Source organism: Winogradskyella luteola (genome assembly GCF_019203985.1).
GTDB classification, from domain to species: domain Bacteria; phylum Bacteroidota; class Bacteroidia; order Flavobacteriales; family Flavobacteriaceae; genus Winogradskyella; species Winogradskyella luteola.
The window spans coordinates 113,229-130,676 of sequence record NZ_JAGSPD010000005.1 but is presented as its reverse complement, the minus strand read 5'-3'; the positions used below and the strand labels follow the sequence as shown (position 1 = coordinate 130,676).

Annotated in this window: 13 protein-coding genes; 12 read left to right on the top strand and 1 reads right to left on the bottom strand. The window is 38.2% G+C overall.

Translation table 11 applies throughout. The features are described 5' to 3' along the window. Positions 1-15 precede the first annotated feature (15 nt). The 11 genes from KCG49_RS07735 (at position 16) to KCG49_RS07685 (ending at position 15,716) form a co-directional block, all read left to right on the top strand. Complete coding sequence (locus tag KCG49_RS07735; protein WP_218545623.1) at positions 16-3,897, top strand: hypothetical protein; 3,882 nt, start codon at positions 16-18, stop codon at positions 3,895-3,897. A 12-nt stretch (positions 3,898-3,909) separates the two neighbouring features. Further along, positions 3,910-9,591: an RHS repeat domain-containing protein gene (locus KCG49_RS07730; RefSeq protein WP_218545622.1), complete on the top strand. Its 5,682-nt coding sequence runs from the start codon at positions 3,910-3,912 to the stop codon at positions 9,589-9,591. 13 nt (positions 9,592-9,604) lie between these two features. Continuing rightward, positions 9,605-9,925 carry a hypothetical protein gene (locus tag KCG49_RS07725; protein WP_218545621.1) on the top strand — a complete coding sequence of 107 codons (321 nt, stop codon included), beginning with the start codon at positions 9,605-9,607 and terminating at the stop codon, positions 9,923-9,925. A 270-nt stretch (positions 9,926-10,195) separates the two neighbouring features. Then, positions 10,196-10,927 carry a hypothetical protein gene (locus KCG49_RS07720; RefSeq protein WP_218545620.1) on the top strand — a complete coding sequence of 244 codons (732 nt, stop codon included), beginning with the start codon at positions 10,196-10,198 and terminating at the stop codon, positions 10,925-10,927. A gap of 2 nt (positions 10,928-10,929) precedes the next feature. Then, a complete protein-coding gene (locus tag KCG49_RS07715) occupies positions 10,930-11,589 on the top strand; it encodes a hypothetical protein (RefSeq protein ID WP_218545619.1) in 660 nt (219 codons plus the stop codon). Further along, positions 11,579-12,043 carry a hypothetical protein gene (locus tag KCG49_RS07710; protein ID WP_218545617.1) on the top strand — a complete coding sequence of 155 codons (465 nt, stop codon included), beginning with the start codon at positions 11,579-11,581 and terminating at the stop codon, positions 12,041-12,043. The genes KCG49_RS07715 and KCG49_RS07710 overlap by 11 nt, the downstream gene beginning before the upstream one ends. A 2-nt stretch (positions 12,044-12,045) precedes the next feature. Beyond that, the gene (locus tag KCG49_RS07705; protein WP_218545615.1) at positions 12,046-13,329 is read left to right on the top strand and encodes a hypothetical protein; all 1,284 of its coding nucleotides are present in this window, start codon (positions 12,046-12,048) and stop codon (positions 13,327-13,329) included. After that, on the top strand, positions 13,317-13,667 hold the full coding sequence (locus KCG49_RS07700; protein ID WP_218545613.1) for a PulJ/GspJ family protein: 351 nt from the start codon (positions 13,317-13,319) through the stop codon (positions 13,665-13,667). The genes KCG49_RS07705 and KCG49_RS07700 overlap by 13 nt, the downstream gene beginning before the upstream one ends. After that, positions 13,657-14,121 (top strand): prepilin-type N-terminal cleavage/methylation domain-containing protein, encoded by a 465-nt coding sequence (locus KCG49_RS07695; protein ID WP_218545611.1) that lies wholly within the window; start codon positions 13,657-13,659, stop codon positions 14,119-14,121. Before KCG49_RS07700 ends, KCG49_RS07695 begins: the two co-directional genes overlap by 11 nt. Further along, positions 14,121-15,254, top strand: coding sequence for a type II secretion system F family protein (locus KCG49_RS07690; protein WP_218545609.1), 1,134 nt, complete (start codon positions 14,121-14,123; stop codon positions 15,252-15,254). Before KCG49_RS07695 ends, KCG49_RS07690 begins: the two co-directional genes overlap by 1 nt. Before the next feature lie 261 nt (positions 15,255-15,515). Further along, a complete protein-coding gene (locus KCG49_RS07685; protein WP_218545607.1) occupies positions 15,516-15,716 on the top strand; it encodes a hypothetical protein in 201 nt (66 codons plus the stop codon). Here the strand turns inward: KCG49_RS07685 and KCG49_RS07680 are convergent. Next, positions 15,713-16,303, bottom strand: coding sequence for a riboflavin synthase (locus KCG49_RS07680; protein ID WP_218545606.1), 591 nt, complete (start codon positions 16,301-16,303; stop codon positions 15,713-15,715). The two genes, KCG49_RS07685 and KCG49_RS07680, sit on opposite strands and share 4 nt — an antisense overlap. A gap of 98 nt (positions 16,304-16,401) precedes the next feature. Between KCG49_RS07680 and pdxA the strand changes: the two genes are divergently transcribed. Then, the gene (gene pdxA / locus KCG49_RS07675) at positions 16,402-17,442 is read left to right on the top strand and encodes a 4-hydroxythreonine-4-phosphate dehydrogenase PdxA (RefSeq protein WP_218545605.1); all 1,041 of its coding nucleotides are present in this window, start codon (positions 16,402-16,404) and stop codon (positions 17,440-17,442) included. Positions 17,443-17,448: the final 6 nt, after the last annotated feature.

Here is a 17,448-nt window from a genome sequence, read left to right as displayed (position 1 = left end):
TCAAAAAGCCACAAGATGCACCTTAGCAACAATGTTATCGACGTCAATGACGTTGTTAATTTTGATTATCACAATGCTACTAAAGTTATTAAATTTAATCATTCTTATAGCTTAGCTAAAAAAACCCCTAGTTCGGGGTACATTAATGATACGAATGGTAATTACCCATCCTTTCCAAATTCTTCCAGTCCAAACCCAGAATACGGAAGACTAACTCTAGAAAGTGTAAAAACATATGGTAGAGGTAGCATACCTGGTGCGAATGAATCTCAACTATACGACTACATGCCTCCATATGTATTTGATTACCATTACAGAGAAGCAGTACATGAAGAAAATACACTTGAAGAATTACCAGTTAACACACAAAGTCAGTTTTATAACCAAGTCTTTCAAAATTTATACCCTAATAGTCCCTATGTTCCAAAACAGTATAAATATGTTAGAGCAAATAAAGACAATTGGGGTTTTAGAGAAGGTAATCCAAAAGATAAATATGGAAATGAAATACTTGGAGAAAATAATGAATCTGTAAATTCTGTTGTGGCTTGGAGTTTAAAGTCAATAACTACCCCACAAGGCTCAGAGATTGAAGTAGATTATGAAGAGGACGACTTCTATGTTGAAGCCTTCAGTCGACGATATTGGGAAAATAACCTAAGAATTAAAGCAACAAATTCAGAGAGCCATATTAAATTGGAAATTGAAAATCAAAATGGTTTCTCGAGTCCTGTAAATTTTCAAGATTATTTCTATAAAGATGAAAGAGTTTTTATCGATTTGTGGATTTGTCGTAAAAGAAGAGGTTATGATTGGTCGGATACAGGAAAGCTTAACGTACGACCAGAGGATAATTGTATTGTATCAAATGTTTCTTCAAATCGCTTAACCGTATTAGTTCCAAAGGTCAATGGCGTAACTTTAACAGGTGATGATCGCAATAGGGTCTTAAATAGATATTTTGATAAATTGGGTGAGGGGTCTCATGTCTATGAAGAAAAAGCCAGAGGTATTTGTGCTAACACACCAAGAGGAGGTATTAATAATCCGGCCGACAGACACTCAATGAAATATAAGCTTTTATCAAATAGAGTAGCCCCTGGTAAAAGTGGAGGTGGTTTACGAGTAAAGGATATTGTAGTAAAAGATGGTTTGGGCTCAGAATATATTACTAGGTATAACTATAACGATCCTTTTAAAAACAGAACCTCTGGTATAACATCTTTTAATCCCGTAAGAGGTGAGGTCTTTGTTCCTTATCAAAATGAATTACCAGGGCCTGGTGTCATGTATGAATGGGTAACTATGCAAGCTATTGAAAAAATTGGTAATCAAGAAAAAGTAGTCGGTAAAACACGCTATCATTACTATACATTAAACCCCTATTTTGCTATTTTTAATCCAAATATTGAGATGTCAGATATAGATGGGGATGTCATATTTAAAGCTTCAGTTGAAGAGGTTCCCATGAATTACTCCAATGCAACTGCAAAGGACATTAAAATAGAAAAAAATCTAACAAAAATAGGGCAGTTAATTTCTATAGAAGAGTTTAACGGATTAGATCAATTAATGTCAAAATCCATAAATTCATACACTCAAAGACAAGGTGAGCTCTCTGAAACTTTTTCATCTATGAAAACAACCATAGATTTTAATGAGGATAATGATGGCGACGAAAGTGGGCACCAAATAAAAAACCACTATTTAGCCTTATCAACAAAATCCGAAAAAGTATCCGTATTAAAGAAAGTGGAAAATATCACACAGATAGGAAAATCTGTAGTTGAATACTCAAACCCAGATCCATGGTTAGGGACTTACACGTCATCTAAGCGGACACTTAAGGACGGAAGTATTGTTTACGAACATAAAATACCTGCCTATGGCAAGTATCCAGAAATGGGTCCTAAAGCCTTACATCCAAATAACAAAAATATGCTGACCCAAGAGGCCATGACCGTGACGTCCATTGGCGGTCAAACTCTAAATGCCAGTATTACTACATGGAACGACACCTGGGATTATACAAATATCGATGGAAGCAAGACCACTCAAAGTGGTATTTGGCGCAAGCACAAAAGTTATGTTTGGAAAGACGATGTCAATCCCAATTCGGGCACATACAAAACATCGGTTACCGCCAACAATGACCATTTCAATTGGAACACCAACCAACCTACCGGTGTAGGCTTGGAAAAATGGCAAAACGTATCGGAGATCACGGCATACACCCATTGGTCTAGCCCTGTGGAGACCAAAGACATCAACGGAAATTTTGCATCCTCAAAAATGAGTGACAACTACTCCAAGGTCATTGCCAGTGGCAATGCTTCCTTAAGCGAAATGTACTATTCGGGTATGGAGTATACCGAAGGCGGTAATTACCTAGATCCCGAAATTCAAGGAGCATCCCACCAAAGCAGTGATATGGCACACACGGGGACATACTCTGCAAAACTGGGCAACAGTGGTGCCGTTAAGGTAATGCTAAACCACGGACAAATGCGCAGCGGAAAGTATAAGCTTTCTGTATGGGCAAATATCGCTAACTACAATCACCTTAAGTTTAAAAAAGGCAACAAACTAGAGACCTTTAACGGCGAAACCGTTTTTGCATGCGATTGGGTACAGTTAAACCATTATTTTGATATACCAGACAATACAACGGCCCAACAGTATGGCGTTATCAACACAAACTATGTATCTACAAATAATTGGGTCTATGTAGATGATTTTAGGATTCACCCTGTTTACAGTTCTATGAACAGTTATGTTTACGACCATAAAACAGACGAGCTCAATTATATTCTGGACGGGAACAATATGGCCAAAAAGTTTGTTTATGACAAAGCTGGTCGCCTATACAAGACGTATCAAGAAATTGAGAACCCAAATTCTAAGGAAAATGATTTAGTCAACGGAGGGTTTAAGCTGCTTAATAAATACCGTTACAATTACAAAAATGGTTCTGATGCTGTAGCCAACTGGCCAGAACAGGAGGATTGTAGATGTTGTAATGACAACGGTAGGGATCTTCCACCAAATGGCAGCAACCCTGGTACAACCGTTACAGAGCCTTGTCCATTGGATTATAAAACCATGCTTTCGGCTAAACTGTTACAGGTGGGCGAAAGTGAGGTTATGCAGACCTTTAGAGTGAAACATCCTTGCTTGGAAGAGGTTCAAAGCTTACAGGCCATGGGGTTACAGCCTATTAAGTGGCGTTGGTTAACAGATTACAAGTCCAATACGTTCTCAGATTTTATAGACGGAGGCGTAGAGCAACAGGTGCCGTTTACAATAATGCCGTGCGAGTCTAAAAACGGATTATACGACAAGGTTTGGGTTGTTGAAGTGCTTGTGCCCAATGCTGATGGTAAGCCTATAAGCATCAAAGAAAAAATTGTTGATGCCGGTTGTAAGCTCATTGTTTCCACGGACAAATGGGCAGATGTTGAAATATCTGCCAACTACAGTAGTTGTGGCGAGGACAACAAATATAGCATTAGGCCTTATGTTATTAAGCCACTTCACAATAATTACAGCTATTACTATAGAACATACAACCATGTTACCAACCAATGGTCATCTTACATGCCCGTTACAGGAAGTAAGAACACATTTTGTGGAGAGGTATTCTATATAAACAATAACTATTGTAAGTCGGGCTACAGTATTTATCAAACCATTCAATATAGGGTTTTGGATAACGAGAAAGGAGATTTTTACCAATCTAACCCATTGGATATTTATTTAGACTGTGCTTCGGCTAGTGATGCCTCTAAAATTATAACAACAACAAGCGAGCATTACAAATATGCACAACAGGGGAATGTCGTTGAGAAAGATGCCAGTGGCAGAATAATAAACACCTACAATATCAACAAACGCTAAAAATAAGGGACTATGAAAAATAAAAGCATACATGTATTAATCACTTTATGGGCGCTGTTTTTTCAAATCTTAAAAGCCCAAGAGCAGCCACCTATACCTGATGGTGACACAAACTGGATCAGTTCAATTAACTATGACTTTACGGGCAAAACCATTGGTAAGAGTGTTGGGTTTTTTAATACTTTGGGCAAAGCCACACAAAGCCAATCATGGGATTTGTTGACCGATAAGGTATGGAACTCCCAAGTACTTTATGACGCACAAGGGAGGGCCGTGTTTCAAACACTGAGCGCACCCCATGGCTATGATTTTGAGTATAACCCAAATTTTGTAATGACCACTGATTTTTTTGGACAGAATGTACCTTACAACTCATCACATTTTGAAACGGATGAAGACAATCCAAGGACTATATCGGCAACAAGTAGCAATACCTTGGGGTATTATTACAGTAACAATAATAGCAACAATCCTTATCAAGATGTAACCGAATACCCCTTTTCGCGTACCGTTTATAGTAAACTTAACCCTGGTAAGGTCAAAAAAGTATTAGGGGGCAATAAAGTCAATGGAGAGTGGTTACAAAGTTATAGTTTTATAATGAAAGCAGGCGAAGAGCTGAGTCTTGCTTCTGCATTCGGTAGTGCTGCGTATAGAAATTGGCGTGTTTCCAAAACCGTAGGCCGAGATGCACATGGTGTTGAAACGGTTGTATTTTCCGATAGTGATGGTAATACTCTGGCGGCAGCGAGAAGCGGAAATGAACATACCGGAGTGATTACAGATGTAAAAAATAATGAAGTGCTCATTGGTGAACAGGGCTGGGTAGATATCCATATTTCTAAAGGGTGTACCACATCCATCCGTTTGTTCAGTTCAACAACAGGAGGTGCAGGTTCAGGTGACGGCACTATTGGGGGCTCAGGTTCAGGGGGTGCAGACCCTAATTGTAACGATCTTGTTTTAAATGATCAAATCGTTGATTTTGCAGATACGGCCATTCAAGATTGTTTTAACCAAAAGCGTGTGGCAAACTACCAATCCAATCCTTCGAACGTGTCAAAGAGCCATGAGCAAAAATCTAAAGAGGTCGGAACATTGCTTTATGCAAAGGATATATCTACAAATCCCAATTTACCAGAGGGCATCTATTACCGTATTTATGACCTTATCGAAGAGGACGTTGTTATGGAGGTTCCGCCAGGCACACATACCTTACCCGTAGAAGGGTTTTATAGAATAGAACTGCGATATGGGGTCTACGTTAGTCTTGGAGCATTATCTGTACACTATTCTTTCGATGTCAACGAACGTCCGGGCTATTTTAACCTAGACAGCAAATACTATAAAGTAGACCACTGCCAAAATTACTATGATTACAGTTTAAATTACTATGACAAAGCAGGGAGGCTTATAAAATCCACTCAGCCCAATGGCAAAGAATTTAAAAGCGAGTTTAAATACAACTCTTTGGGACAATTGCTGACCACAACAAATATAGACGAGGGAGATGCACGCTTTGCTTACCGAAAAGATGGCCAAATACGCTTTTCGCAAAATTCTAAGCAACAGAGCAACGAAGCATTTTCGTACACAAACTATGATCGCTTGGGGAGACCTACTGAGAGTGGTGTATACCGTGGTGGGGATATATATATATCGGGCATTATCTTGGCTGCTGATGGTACCACACCGTACGATATAGCACAAGGGGTATCGGGCAGTATTACACCTGTATATAAGCAAAATATTACTGGTCTAGGTTACGTTAGCAATGCAGATGAACTATCGTTATGGCAAAGCAGTTTGGCCTCCAACGAAGCCTTGGTGGACAAAGGCTACCTAAGATTTAAATCTAACTATAATAACAATATGGTCCCCGAAATAACGGATAACCCCAATGACCCCGGTTCTAGTATTACCGGCGGTACAATACTGGCCGGTGCCGAAGATACCGTAACCAATGAGGGGGAGACCAGTACCAACTTAAGTTCGGAGGAAAATGGATCTGTCACCAACGGCAGGGGATCCGTTATTCATGCGTTGGGTCACAAGGATTTTTATAATGTTATTGTGGGTCTGGTAGAGGGCCATAAAAGCCCCGATTTTGTAGCGGAGGATGTTTTTCCTATGGCCTATGGGATCAATCTTGTTGCAAAGTTTAATACCACATCTGGCGAGGTAACGTACCATACCTATATTATGGAAGACGGTGAATTGCTGACAACCAGCTCTACGGACTTTTTGGGCAATAGCACAGAAATAATTCGCGATTTTGGATCATTCTCCACGCACGGCGAATATAGCATACACCGTACAGACACCGAAATTCAATATAAACTCAACGGAAGCACGTTTTATACCACTTCAATAGCAAGTTCTCCTACCCTAGTAGCAAAGGCACTCTTTAAGCATTCGGGAAATGGCGCACCCTATATTTTATTGGATGAAATCGTTGCACCGCCACCGGCCAACCCAAATGAAGGGCTCGTCGATGAAAACGATAGGCTTAACGATACCCATTGTTATGAGCAGCATTTTACGGAATACGATATACCGGATCTAGAACTTAGAGACAGGCTTGCCAAGTGCGGCCTACCGCAAAAGGCCTACAAACAGACATTCTTATCTGGAAATGTCTCCAAGACCTATACCTTAAAACCACAGACCAATACCACATGGTACAGCTACGATGTATATGGCCGGGTAAAATGGCTCGTTCAAATGCCTCACGGAATGGACTGTTTAAAGACCATAGACTATGTATACCACCCAATAACGGGCCAGGTGATAGAGGTTGATTACCAAAGGCACAATATATGGGAGCGGTTTATACACCGTTACACCTACAACGATGCCGGTCAGTTAACCACGGTGGAGACCTCTGTGGACGGAAACAACTTTGACCACCAAGCCACATATATTTACAACGAAACGGGCCTACTCATAAGAACCGAGCTGGCCGAAAACCTCCAAGGCATAGATTATGTCTATAACTTAAACGGGCAGTTAAAGGCCATTAACCATCCCTCACTTTCGGTGTCCAATGATCCGGGCAATGATGGCAACAATGGCTTTATGGCAGATGTTTTTGGTATGAGTATACAGTACTACCAAGGGGACTATGCGCGCCTTTCCACACCAACCCCAATAACAAACATTGGCGCCACCACACCCAATCAGTTCAATGGTAACATACAGGCCATTCAATGGCAAAACCAAAATAGTGGGGCAAGTACCTATAGTTATGCCTATAATAAAAACAATTGGCTACAAGAGGCTAAGTTTAATAGCCCATCGACTTCAACAGGAGATTATAACGTAGACAACCTCACTTACGATGCCAACGGAAATATAAAAACCTTGAACAGAAATGGGTATACCGATGCCAGTGGCAATAACGCTATGGATGCCTTTAACTATCACTATAAAGAGCAGAGCAACCAGTTGACCACCGTGGAGGACAGAAATGACAACCAAGACCCCAACCGTTATGGCGACCTTAAGAGCCAAGCAGAGCTCGAGGCTGTCGAAGGGCCTTTTGGCACTGTGCAATACCAAGTGACCAACGAGAACTATACCTATAACACCATTGGGCAGATGGTGCTCAATGCCCAAGAAGGTGTAGGCTACGAGTATAATGCTTCGGGTCTGGTAACTAAAATTAAGGCATTCTCGGGCACGGATACGAACAGTTATTTAACCCTTGCAGAAGAAGACTACGAAACGGTGACCTGTAGTAACGGCTATAGTTCTGCCAAGATATGGTTTAGGCATTTAGATGGTGGTACGGGCCTTAGCGCACGCCTCTCGTTTGCGGACCAGGCCGATGCGAAAGAAGACCATAATGATGAAGAGTGCACCAGGTTTAGGATTCTGTCTAACGAAGAGGCTCCACAGCCTCTTGTGGCTCTGCCAGAATACTGTACCGGTTTTGATACGGGTAACGACTCACAGTACAATACCAGGCACCAGATCAATTTTTATAGCCATTCAGCAAACGACACCTATAGCACGGCAACACGGTTTGGCGTAGTGCCACAGGCTTACCACAAGCTAAGCTTGGACATACTGTTGTTGCAGGAGCAGACCCTGCGCATGGTCAATACTACGGGGCCAGATGCTTTGCAGGAGACCCAAACCGAAGCCATAAACATAACAAATGCCTTTGTTGAGGTTATAGAATACTCCAGTTCTGGCGCAGAGACCGTATTGGCCACTGCCAGTATAGCGGGCAACGCCCTGTTCTGCAACCGTATCGGAGGTGAAGTGAACATGGACTTTGTGCCCACCAAGCAAAAGGTTAAGTTACGGATTACGGTGGCGAATGATGGTGGGGGCTCTAACTTATCGCCTTCAACGGGCTACAGTAAGATTTTCCAGACGATAGAAGTTGACAACATCCACCTACAGGTAGCCAATGAGGACAAGCTGGCGTTCTTTTACGACGACAGGGGCCACCGTATACGTAAGGAGGCCTACACGGCAGATGGGAATGTCCGTACAACATTTTATGTAAGGGACGCCTCGGGCAGTCCCATGGCCATTTACCAAAAAGACGGGACCGATCCGTTAGATGCCAAGGAATACCCGGTCTACGGCACCAGCCGTTTGGGCATAATGTACAATGAGCCAAAGTACAGGGAAAAAGGGGTATACGCCTACCAATTAACGGACCATTTGGGCAATGTTAGGGCGGTGGTTATGAAAAGTGGTAGCAATGCCCTATCTTTAACCAGTAAAACGGATTATTATCCCTTTGGTATGCCAATGCCGAATCGGAATTTGGAAGGGAATTATCGCTACGGCTACCAGGGAGAGTTTGCCGAAAAAGAGCATGAGCTAGGCAATGGACGGAATAGTTTTGAAGCGAGATTATGGGACGCACGTATCGGTAGGTGGCTCACTGTTGACCCAGCAGGAGAGTTCTTTAGTCCGTATCTTGGAATGGGTAATAATCCAATATCAACTGTTGACCCTGATGGGGCTTGCACTAGTTGTTCAGCTTGTCCCGATAGATGTAAGGGCTTAAGGATTGATAAAATACCTGACGGACAGGCCATATGGAATGGTCCAGACGATATGGATGTTTTGCAGGCTGCGTTTGACCCAAGTGCTGTTCAATTGGATGATGTTAGTATTGGCACCCAACATATTGTAACTATGGAGGGGTATTTTGGGCGAACCCATTTTTGGATGAGCCCAGGGGATACAATGGGTGATTATCATGATAGAAAGCAAGAAGCAAGGCAAAGGCTACATGATTTGAATTGGGCTACTATAAACTGGATGGTTACTGCAACCACAACAGCAAGTGGGGCTACGGGAATGGGCACTAATCAAGTTGTAAATAGAAGTTATTCATATCGTGGTGGGTTGGCGCCAAGTGGAGCATTTACAGTAGGTGGTAAACCTGTTTATCGAGGTGGAAATGGTTTTAATGTAAAGCCTAACGAAGTAAAAATAGATAAAGCTACAGGAGATGTTAAAACAACGCACGGAGTATCTTTGGATTTAGACCCAAATACTGTATCCAAATTTGGAGGAGCTTACAGGGTACATTCTCTGCCTAAAGGATTAAAGGTTATACAGCGTGGTCAGAGAATGAATCATTATGAGATAGTTCCTGAAAAGCCAATGCCTCTAAAAGATTTTCAAAATTTATTGAATCAAATAAAAGTAGTACCACACTAAAAAAGATTTTTAAATGGTTAATATATATTCTTTGTATGATGATGAATTAATGGATTTAGAATCTTTACATAAAGGTTATAGAAATGATATAATTGTAAAAGTTGGTAATCTATTTTATAAATTGAATGTTTACGATATGGTTCGCCTAAAGCAAGATTTTGAAGCAGAAATAAGCGAATATGGTTATTTTCAAATAGAATCTAATTTAATTATCGTTGAAGAAGTTACGAAAGAGAATATTAAAAAGACCGTCAAAGAACTTGAAAAACAAAATTATTTTGAAGAATTAAAACCAATAACTTATTTAGATGAAAGTGAATTAAAGCTACTGTAAAGGGTGGCTTTTTTATGTGGAAGCCCCAGCTACCGCTAGTTTTCCTGCACTGAGCCTGTCGAAGTGCAACTAGTGCCGTCAAAGCTTGGCAAAAAGCAAGGGTTCATTAGGAGGTAGTTTTTTCATGCGCCAGTTTTTCCTTTATGTTTAGTCAAAAACGCATATGAAGGCTTTGCTATTTTTAAAAGACTCCCTTTTTTAAAACAGTTTAAAAATCTACTCTATTGGATTGTTAAAAATCAGTATATTTACTTACAATTATTTAGATTGATGAGATTCTATTTTTTATTTTTAATTATACTGCTTGGCTTTCAAAGTTGCAAATCCATATCCGTAGCCAGAGAGGCGCATACAAAAACAGTTCAGTCCGTAGAACTTGGCATTATTGGAGAGAATAAAATATTTGTCCTTGAGGAAGACTATAACAATACAGCGATTCCTGTTTTTGCACAGCCGGTAAAGATCAGTATAAGTGTACAAGACTTTAACACATCTAGTTTTAAAGCATTTTCTGAGGTCAATAATAAAAAAGCACAACCTTTAAGCATAAGCTATATAGATTCTCTAGAAAGCAAACCTAAGTTTCTAAAACTGGAGATTGCAGATCGAGTAGCCATTTTAGAGGCTTTGAATAGCAAGGACAATGCAAGTGTGACAAATTACTTGGGCAACAAAAAAGACGCCCACATCATTTCAGCCGTTTCAATGGCGTTAAGTGATTCAGAAATGAAATCCTTACTAGAGGCAGATGCCGTATTTTTAGAACAGGATGGTAACAAACGGCATGTTGTTAAAGCTTACAAAAACAACCAAGTGCTTTCGAGCTTTGTTTTTAGTGATGGTGTTGTTTTTGCCTATCAAGCTTCAAATTTTTGCTGGCAGGAAAACGATAAATACCAATTGACCATTGTAGATATTGTAGAAAGCTCAGATAAATGCCCAAATAATACCTATAGAAACACTAAACGTGCTAAAAAGAACGTTGATTATTTTAAATTTTAGTTATGCGGTTTTTAAAATTCATACTTATTGTTATACTACTTACAGGTTGTGAAGAGATTATAGAGGTTGAGGATATATCCAACAGAACGGTAACGGTTTTGGCCCCAACAGACGCTTCTACATTGACGTTGACAAACATTAATTTTTCATGGAATGCTGTTGAGGACGCAGAACAATATAAGCTACAAGTCGCTACGCCAAATTTTGAGACGGCAACCACTATTGTAGAAGATACAACGTTGACCGCAACGAGTTTTTCAAAAGTTTTGGATGCTGGGGATTATCAGTGGCGTGTCAGGGCAGAAAATTCTAATTACGAAACTGCATATACAACACAAAGTTTTACAATTTCAGAAACGGATGCAGTGGACATATCGGATGAGGTTGTAGTATTGCTGGCCCCAGCAGATGGATTAGTTTTTGGCGATACCGATACGATTAACTTTTCTTGGGAAGCCCTTTTGAATGCCGATAACTATACCATACAAATTGCAACTCCAGATTTTGAAAATGCTGTCGAAATTATTGAAGACGAAAGCACAACGGCAACTAATTTCCCGGTTTCTAACTTAGAGGCACAATCTTACGAATGGCGTGTAAAAGCTACTAATGCTATTTCCGGAACTAATTACACAACACAAAGTTTTACCGTTGAAGAATAAAACAAAAACATATCTATTGCTTTTTGCTGTATTGAGCATCTGGGGAACTGTAGCCTACAAAATTTTAAATGGCTTAAACCCAGAACAACCCCAAACTACAATGCAAGATTTTGATATGGCCTTTAATCCCAAAGAACAAACAGCTATAGATACATTTTCTATAACAACAGTTAAAAGAGATCCATTTTTAGGTACGTTATCCACAAAAGCACAAACCCCAAAACAAACAAAAAACGTTAAAACCGTAACATCTAATGTAGTAATGCCAATCATTACTTACGGGGGCTTAATTCAAAAACAAAACTCTAAAACCAAAGTGTTTGTGGTCAATATCAATAATAAACAGTTTTTATTGAAACAAGGTGAAACCGTTAATGATGTAAAACTTGTCAGCGGTAATAAAAAATCAATCGTCATTCGCTTTAATGGTAAAAACCAAACTATAAATATTTAACCATGTTAAGGTTAAAGTTAAAAGCGGGCGCATTGCAGCTCACAATGTTTATTATTGTGGTCATTGCGTTGTTGCTTACCGCTTTCATACTTTTGGTGCACACGCACAATCAGTTTCAAATACAATCAGATTTTATCATACAGCTGACCAAGCAATCCAATTACGGTGTTGATTACACTTTAGAAAATACGATCCCACTTAATGATACCACGAGTATAGATCTTAATGATGAAGATTACAAAACCCTAAAAGTACATCGTGATTTTTGGGGTCTATTTGAAAAAGTCTTAAGTACATCGAAGATTAAAAATAAACGTTTTCAAAAAGTTGCGTTAATAGGTTCTAAACAGCCTATAAATAACCGTACGGCTTTATACATACAAGACAACAACAAACCATTGGTGCTTGTTGGTGATACGAAAATCGAAGGCCTAACCTACTTGCCTCGACAAGGAGTAAAGCCAGGATATATATCAGGACAATCTTATTATGGCTCAAAACTAATATTTGGGCCAACAAGGGTGTCTTCGGTTTTACCAAAACTGTCTTCAGAAGTTATTGATAATATAAGGGCACTAGAATATATCGCCTTAGATTTGCCTCAAAATAGGTTTCTGAATGTAGAAGAAGGAGGCCATTACAGTAATTCATTTTTAAAACCCCTAGAGGTGGTATTTTCCAACAGTTCAATAGACTTAAGAACAATTCATCTCACAGGTCATATTTTGGTGCAATCTAAATCTAAAATTGTTGTGCATTCAACGTCAAAATTAAAGGACGTTATCCTTGTTGCGCCAAAAATAGAAATAAAGCCGCGTGTTGTGGGGAATTTTCAAGCCATTGCCTCAAAGGAAATTTTAGTGGGAGACCATGTGCAAATCAATTATCCTTCAGCTTTGGTTGTAAATGAAAAACCAAACACGCAAACGGATGAAAGCTCCATCAGTTCTAAAGAAGAACATCATTTAATTACCATCAATGAAAATTCTGTGATCAAAGGCTCGGTTGTGTTCTTAGGCCAGGAAAAATCCAACAACTACAAATCGCAACTACAAATCAAGGAAAATACTGTGATTTATGGGGAGTTATATAACAATCAAAATACCGAGTTGCAAGGTATGGTCTATGGGTCAGTTTACACGGACAATTTTATTGCAAATCAAGCAGGATCGGTATACCAAAACCATATTTATAATGGGACTATAATTGTAGATGAATTGCCAAAGCAGTATGCAGGACTACTGATAAACAACCCGAAAAAGTGTGTGTTAAAATGGCTGTATTGAAAAAATTAAATCTTAAGTATAGATTAAAAGGTTCTACGTTAATGGAAACACTTGTAGCGACCGTACTTATTGTTTTAATATTTGTAATGGCAAGCATGATATTAAACAACTTATTTTCTAATACCATAAGAAATAGTACACAAGCCATAGACAATCATCTTAACGAGTTGCAGTACTTGCATCAGCATGAGCAACTTCGATTACCTTATTCGGAAACCTTTCAGAACTGGGAAATAAGCATAGACCGTTATAAAGAAAACAATCAATTTTACATTGAATTTGAAGCTTTAAATCCAAAAACTGATAAAACTATTACTATAACCCAAAGTGAAAACTGATAAAAAAATACAAGCATTTACCTTAAGCGAAATCATTGTAGTACTTATTCTTACTAGTATTGTGGTGGGGCTGGCATTTTCGGTATTGGGTTTGGTACAAAAGCAAATGCAAGCAATTCAAGTAAATTATAATAGGAATTTAGAATTGCAGAAGTTGGAAACCAGTTTGTGGTTAGACTTTAGCCGTTATTCTGACATTCGTTTTAATACCTTAAAAAGCCAATTGGTTTTAAAACATGAAATGGATTCGATATCGTACACTTTTTCAAAAGAGCTTATCATTAAAGAGCAAGATACTTTTTCGATCCCTTTAGAGATAAAGACATTTTATTTTAACGGGACAATATCAACAACCAATAAAGTAGATGCTCTAAAATTAAGAACAACCAAAACCGACCAAAACCGAGAATTATTTATCTTTAAGAAAAATGCGGCGGCAGCATATATGAACTAATGGGATTTCAACTAGACAACATAAAAAGTGTTAAAAAACAGCAAAACAAAAGTTCTGATAAAACATCTTTTTTGCAAAAGGAAATCACACTCTTTGGTAATAGTTTTTCCAATAAAATAAAAGAAGATTTTTATACTGAATTAAGCGTCTTGTTAAAAGCGGGTATTACACTAAAAGATGGGTTGGAACTCATTGAAAGTGCCTTAAAAAAGAAACCTCAGAAAGAAAAACTGCAAAATATTTCAAAGGCTATAGTCTCTGGCTCAAGCTTATCCGAAGCCTTAAGAAACCACAAAGAATTTTCTGAGTATGAATATTATTCGCTAAAAATAGGGGAAGAAACCGGCACATTGATGGAGGTTACAAGGCAATTGGGTGAATTTTATGCCAGAAAGAATGAGCAAAGACGTAATTTAATTAGTGCATTAACTTACCCCATGATTATATTAGCTACTGCCGTATTGGTTGTCATCTTCATGCTCCAGTATGTGGTGCCCATGTTTCAAGATATTTTTGAGCAGCAAAAAGTAGAATTGCCAGCAATTACAAAATTTATCATCAATTGTTCAGAATTTATAAAGAGCTATGGTTCGTTAGCGTTGATAGGACTTTTCGTTTTATTGTTTTCAAGAGCTTTTTTTAACAAAAAACTATGGTATAAAAAGACAAAAGATAAACTTGTTATGAGATTGCCTTTTGTTGGCGAATTTGTAAAAACCGTATATCTATCGCAATTTACACAAGCGGTTAGTTTGTTAACGGCATCTAAAGTTCCTGTGGTCAACAGTATTCAACTTGTAAAGCAGATGATTAGCTTTTATCCTTTACAAAAAGCATTGGAAGGAGTAGAACAAGATATTTTAAAAGGAAAATCTTTAAGTGATAGCTTAAAACAGCACCAACTATTTGATGACAAGATGGTTGCGCTAGTTAAAGTAGCCGAAGAAACCAACCAAAATGAGTTTATATTTCAGCGGCTGAACATGCAATACAACACGCAGGTACAACAAAAATCCAAACTACTTTCAACCTTGTTGGAGCCTGTTATTATTATGATTGTTGGTGTATTGGTTGGTGTGATTTTAATCGCTATGTATTTGCCTATGTTTAAGTTGAGCAGTGTCTTAGGATAATTAGGGCTTATATTTATTGGGTCGGTTGGGTAGTCATTTAAGAGGACACCTATTTTTTATCTTAAACAAATATTGCAGCAAATTAAGCGTTATAAATAACTATTAATATTATATTTGTGTTATATTTTGTAGGAAATGTGATTTTCTTCCCTAGTTTTATACATTTCGTCGATAATATTTACCGTTCAAGGATTTTTTTTAATTACATCTATTTTGCTAGCTGAGTTTTTTTTTTACTTTTACACACCCTTAATTGATAATATGAAGCATATAAAAATATTTGCCTCAACCATATTTTTTTTCTTAGGCTTAATCTCCATGGCCCAAGGAAGCACTCCTCCTCCACCAATGCCACCACCACCACCAGGGCTTCCTATTGATAATGGGATAATACTGCTGTTCTTTTTGGCCTTGAGTCTTGGAATCTATAAGGCTTATAAGTTTTCGAGAAAAAATGCTTAGTGTCGCAAATCATTTAAGCGTTTCACATATTTCCCAATGACATCAAATTCTAGGTTGACTTTATCTCCCAAAGTTAAAGCTTTAAATGTGGTATGCTCGTAAGTAAATGGAATTATGGCTACAGAAAATTGATTTAATTTTGAATTTATAACCGTTAAGCTAACACCATTTACTGTGATAGATCCTTTTTCTATGGTAATGTTGTTGAGATGCTTATCATACTCAAAAGTAAATAACCAACTACCATCATCTTCGGCAATAGAAATACATTCTGCAGTTTGATCCACGTGCCCTTGTACGATATGGCCATCTAAGCGATCACCCAGTTTCATAGCACGTTCAATGTTTACAAGATCACCTGTAGAAAGTAAACCCATATTGGTTTTATCTAATGTTTCCTGTATGGCTGTAACTGTATAAATATTTCCATTAGTTTTTACAACAGTTAAACATACTCCGTTATGTGCCACACTCTGATCAACCTTTAATTCTGAAGCAATAGAATTCTTAACTGTAATATGAAGGTTTCCTCCATCTTTTTCAAGCTTTTCTATAGTTCCTAAATCTTCAATGATACCTGTAAACATTATATCTGCTTTATTTGGTTAAATTTGCATTTGCAAAGTTAAGCACACAACTTAACTCAATTATCAATTTTAATAAAAAAATAGGATAATCACTTATTATGAAGAAGGAAGAAAAAGTTGTTGTTGGTATTTCTGTTGGCGACCTTAATGGTATTGGACCAGAAATTATAATCAAAACTTATGAAGACCCAAGGGTATTGGACTTAAACACACCTGTTATTTTTGCTTCGGGTAAAACCATGCAGTTTTTCAAAAATCATTTTAAGAGTAAGATTAATTTTTTTAACATTGATACACCAGATAAATTGGCTCATGGAAAAGTAAATGTAGTCAATGTTTGGAGAGAACCTGTTAAAATTGAGTTTGGCAAGGAAGACCCAAAAATTGGGGAATACGCAATTAAATCTCTCGAAGCTGCTACCAAGGCACTAAAAGATGGAAAAATAGATGTTTTGGTTACTGCTCCAATAAATAAGCACAATATTCAATCAGATAAGTTTAAATTCCCTGGCCATACGGATTATTTAGCTAAAATACTTAATGGAAAGAGTTTAATGTTTATGGTATCCGAAAACCTTCGTGTAGGTTTGTTAACGGATCACGTACCATTAAAAGATGCAGCAAATCATATTACTGAAGAACTGATAAGGGAAAAAACAACCACAGTAATTACCTCCTTAAAGCAAGACTTCGGGATAAGTAAACCAAAAATTGCTGTTTTAGCGATAAATCCTCATGCTGGTGATAATGGCGTCATAGGTAACGAGGACGATAAGGTTTTAAAACCAACGTTAGAAAAAATAAAATCCGAAGGACATTTAGTTTATGGCCCATATTCTGCGGATAGTTTTTTTGGCTCCAACACATATACAAAGTTTGATGCGATTATTGCGTCATACCACGATCAAGGCTTAATACCTTTTAAGACCATAGCATTTGGGCAAGGTGTAAATTATACGGCTGGCTTAGATAAGGTGAGGACGTCACCAGACCATGGTACGGCATACGAAATTGCAGGAAAAGGGCAAGCAGACGAAAGTTCTTTTAAGCAAGCCATATACACAGCAATTAAGATTTACAGGAAGCGATTGGACTTTAACCATTATAGCAAAAACCCTCTAAAAAAAGCGTCAAGGTAGATATCA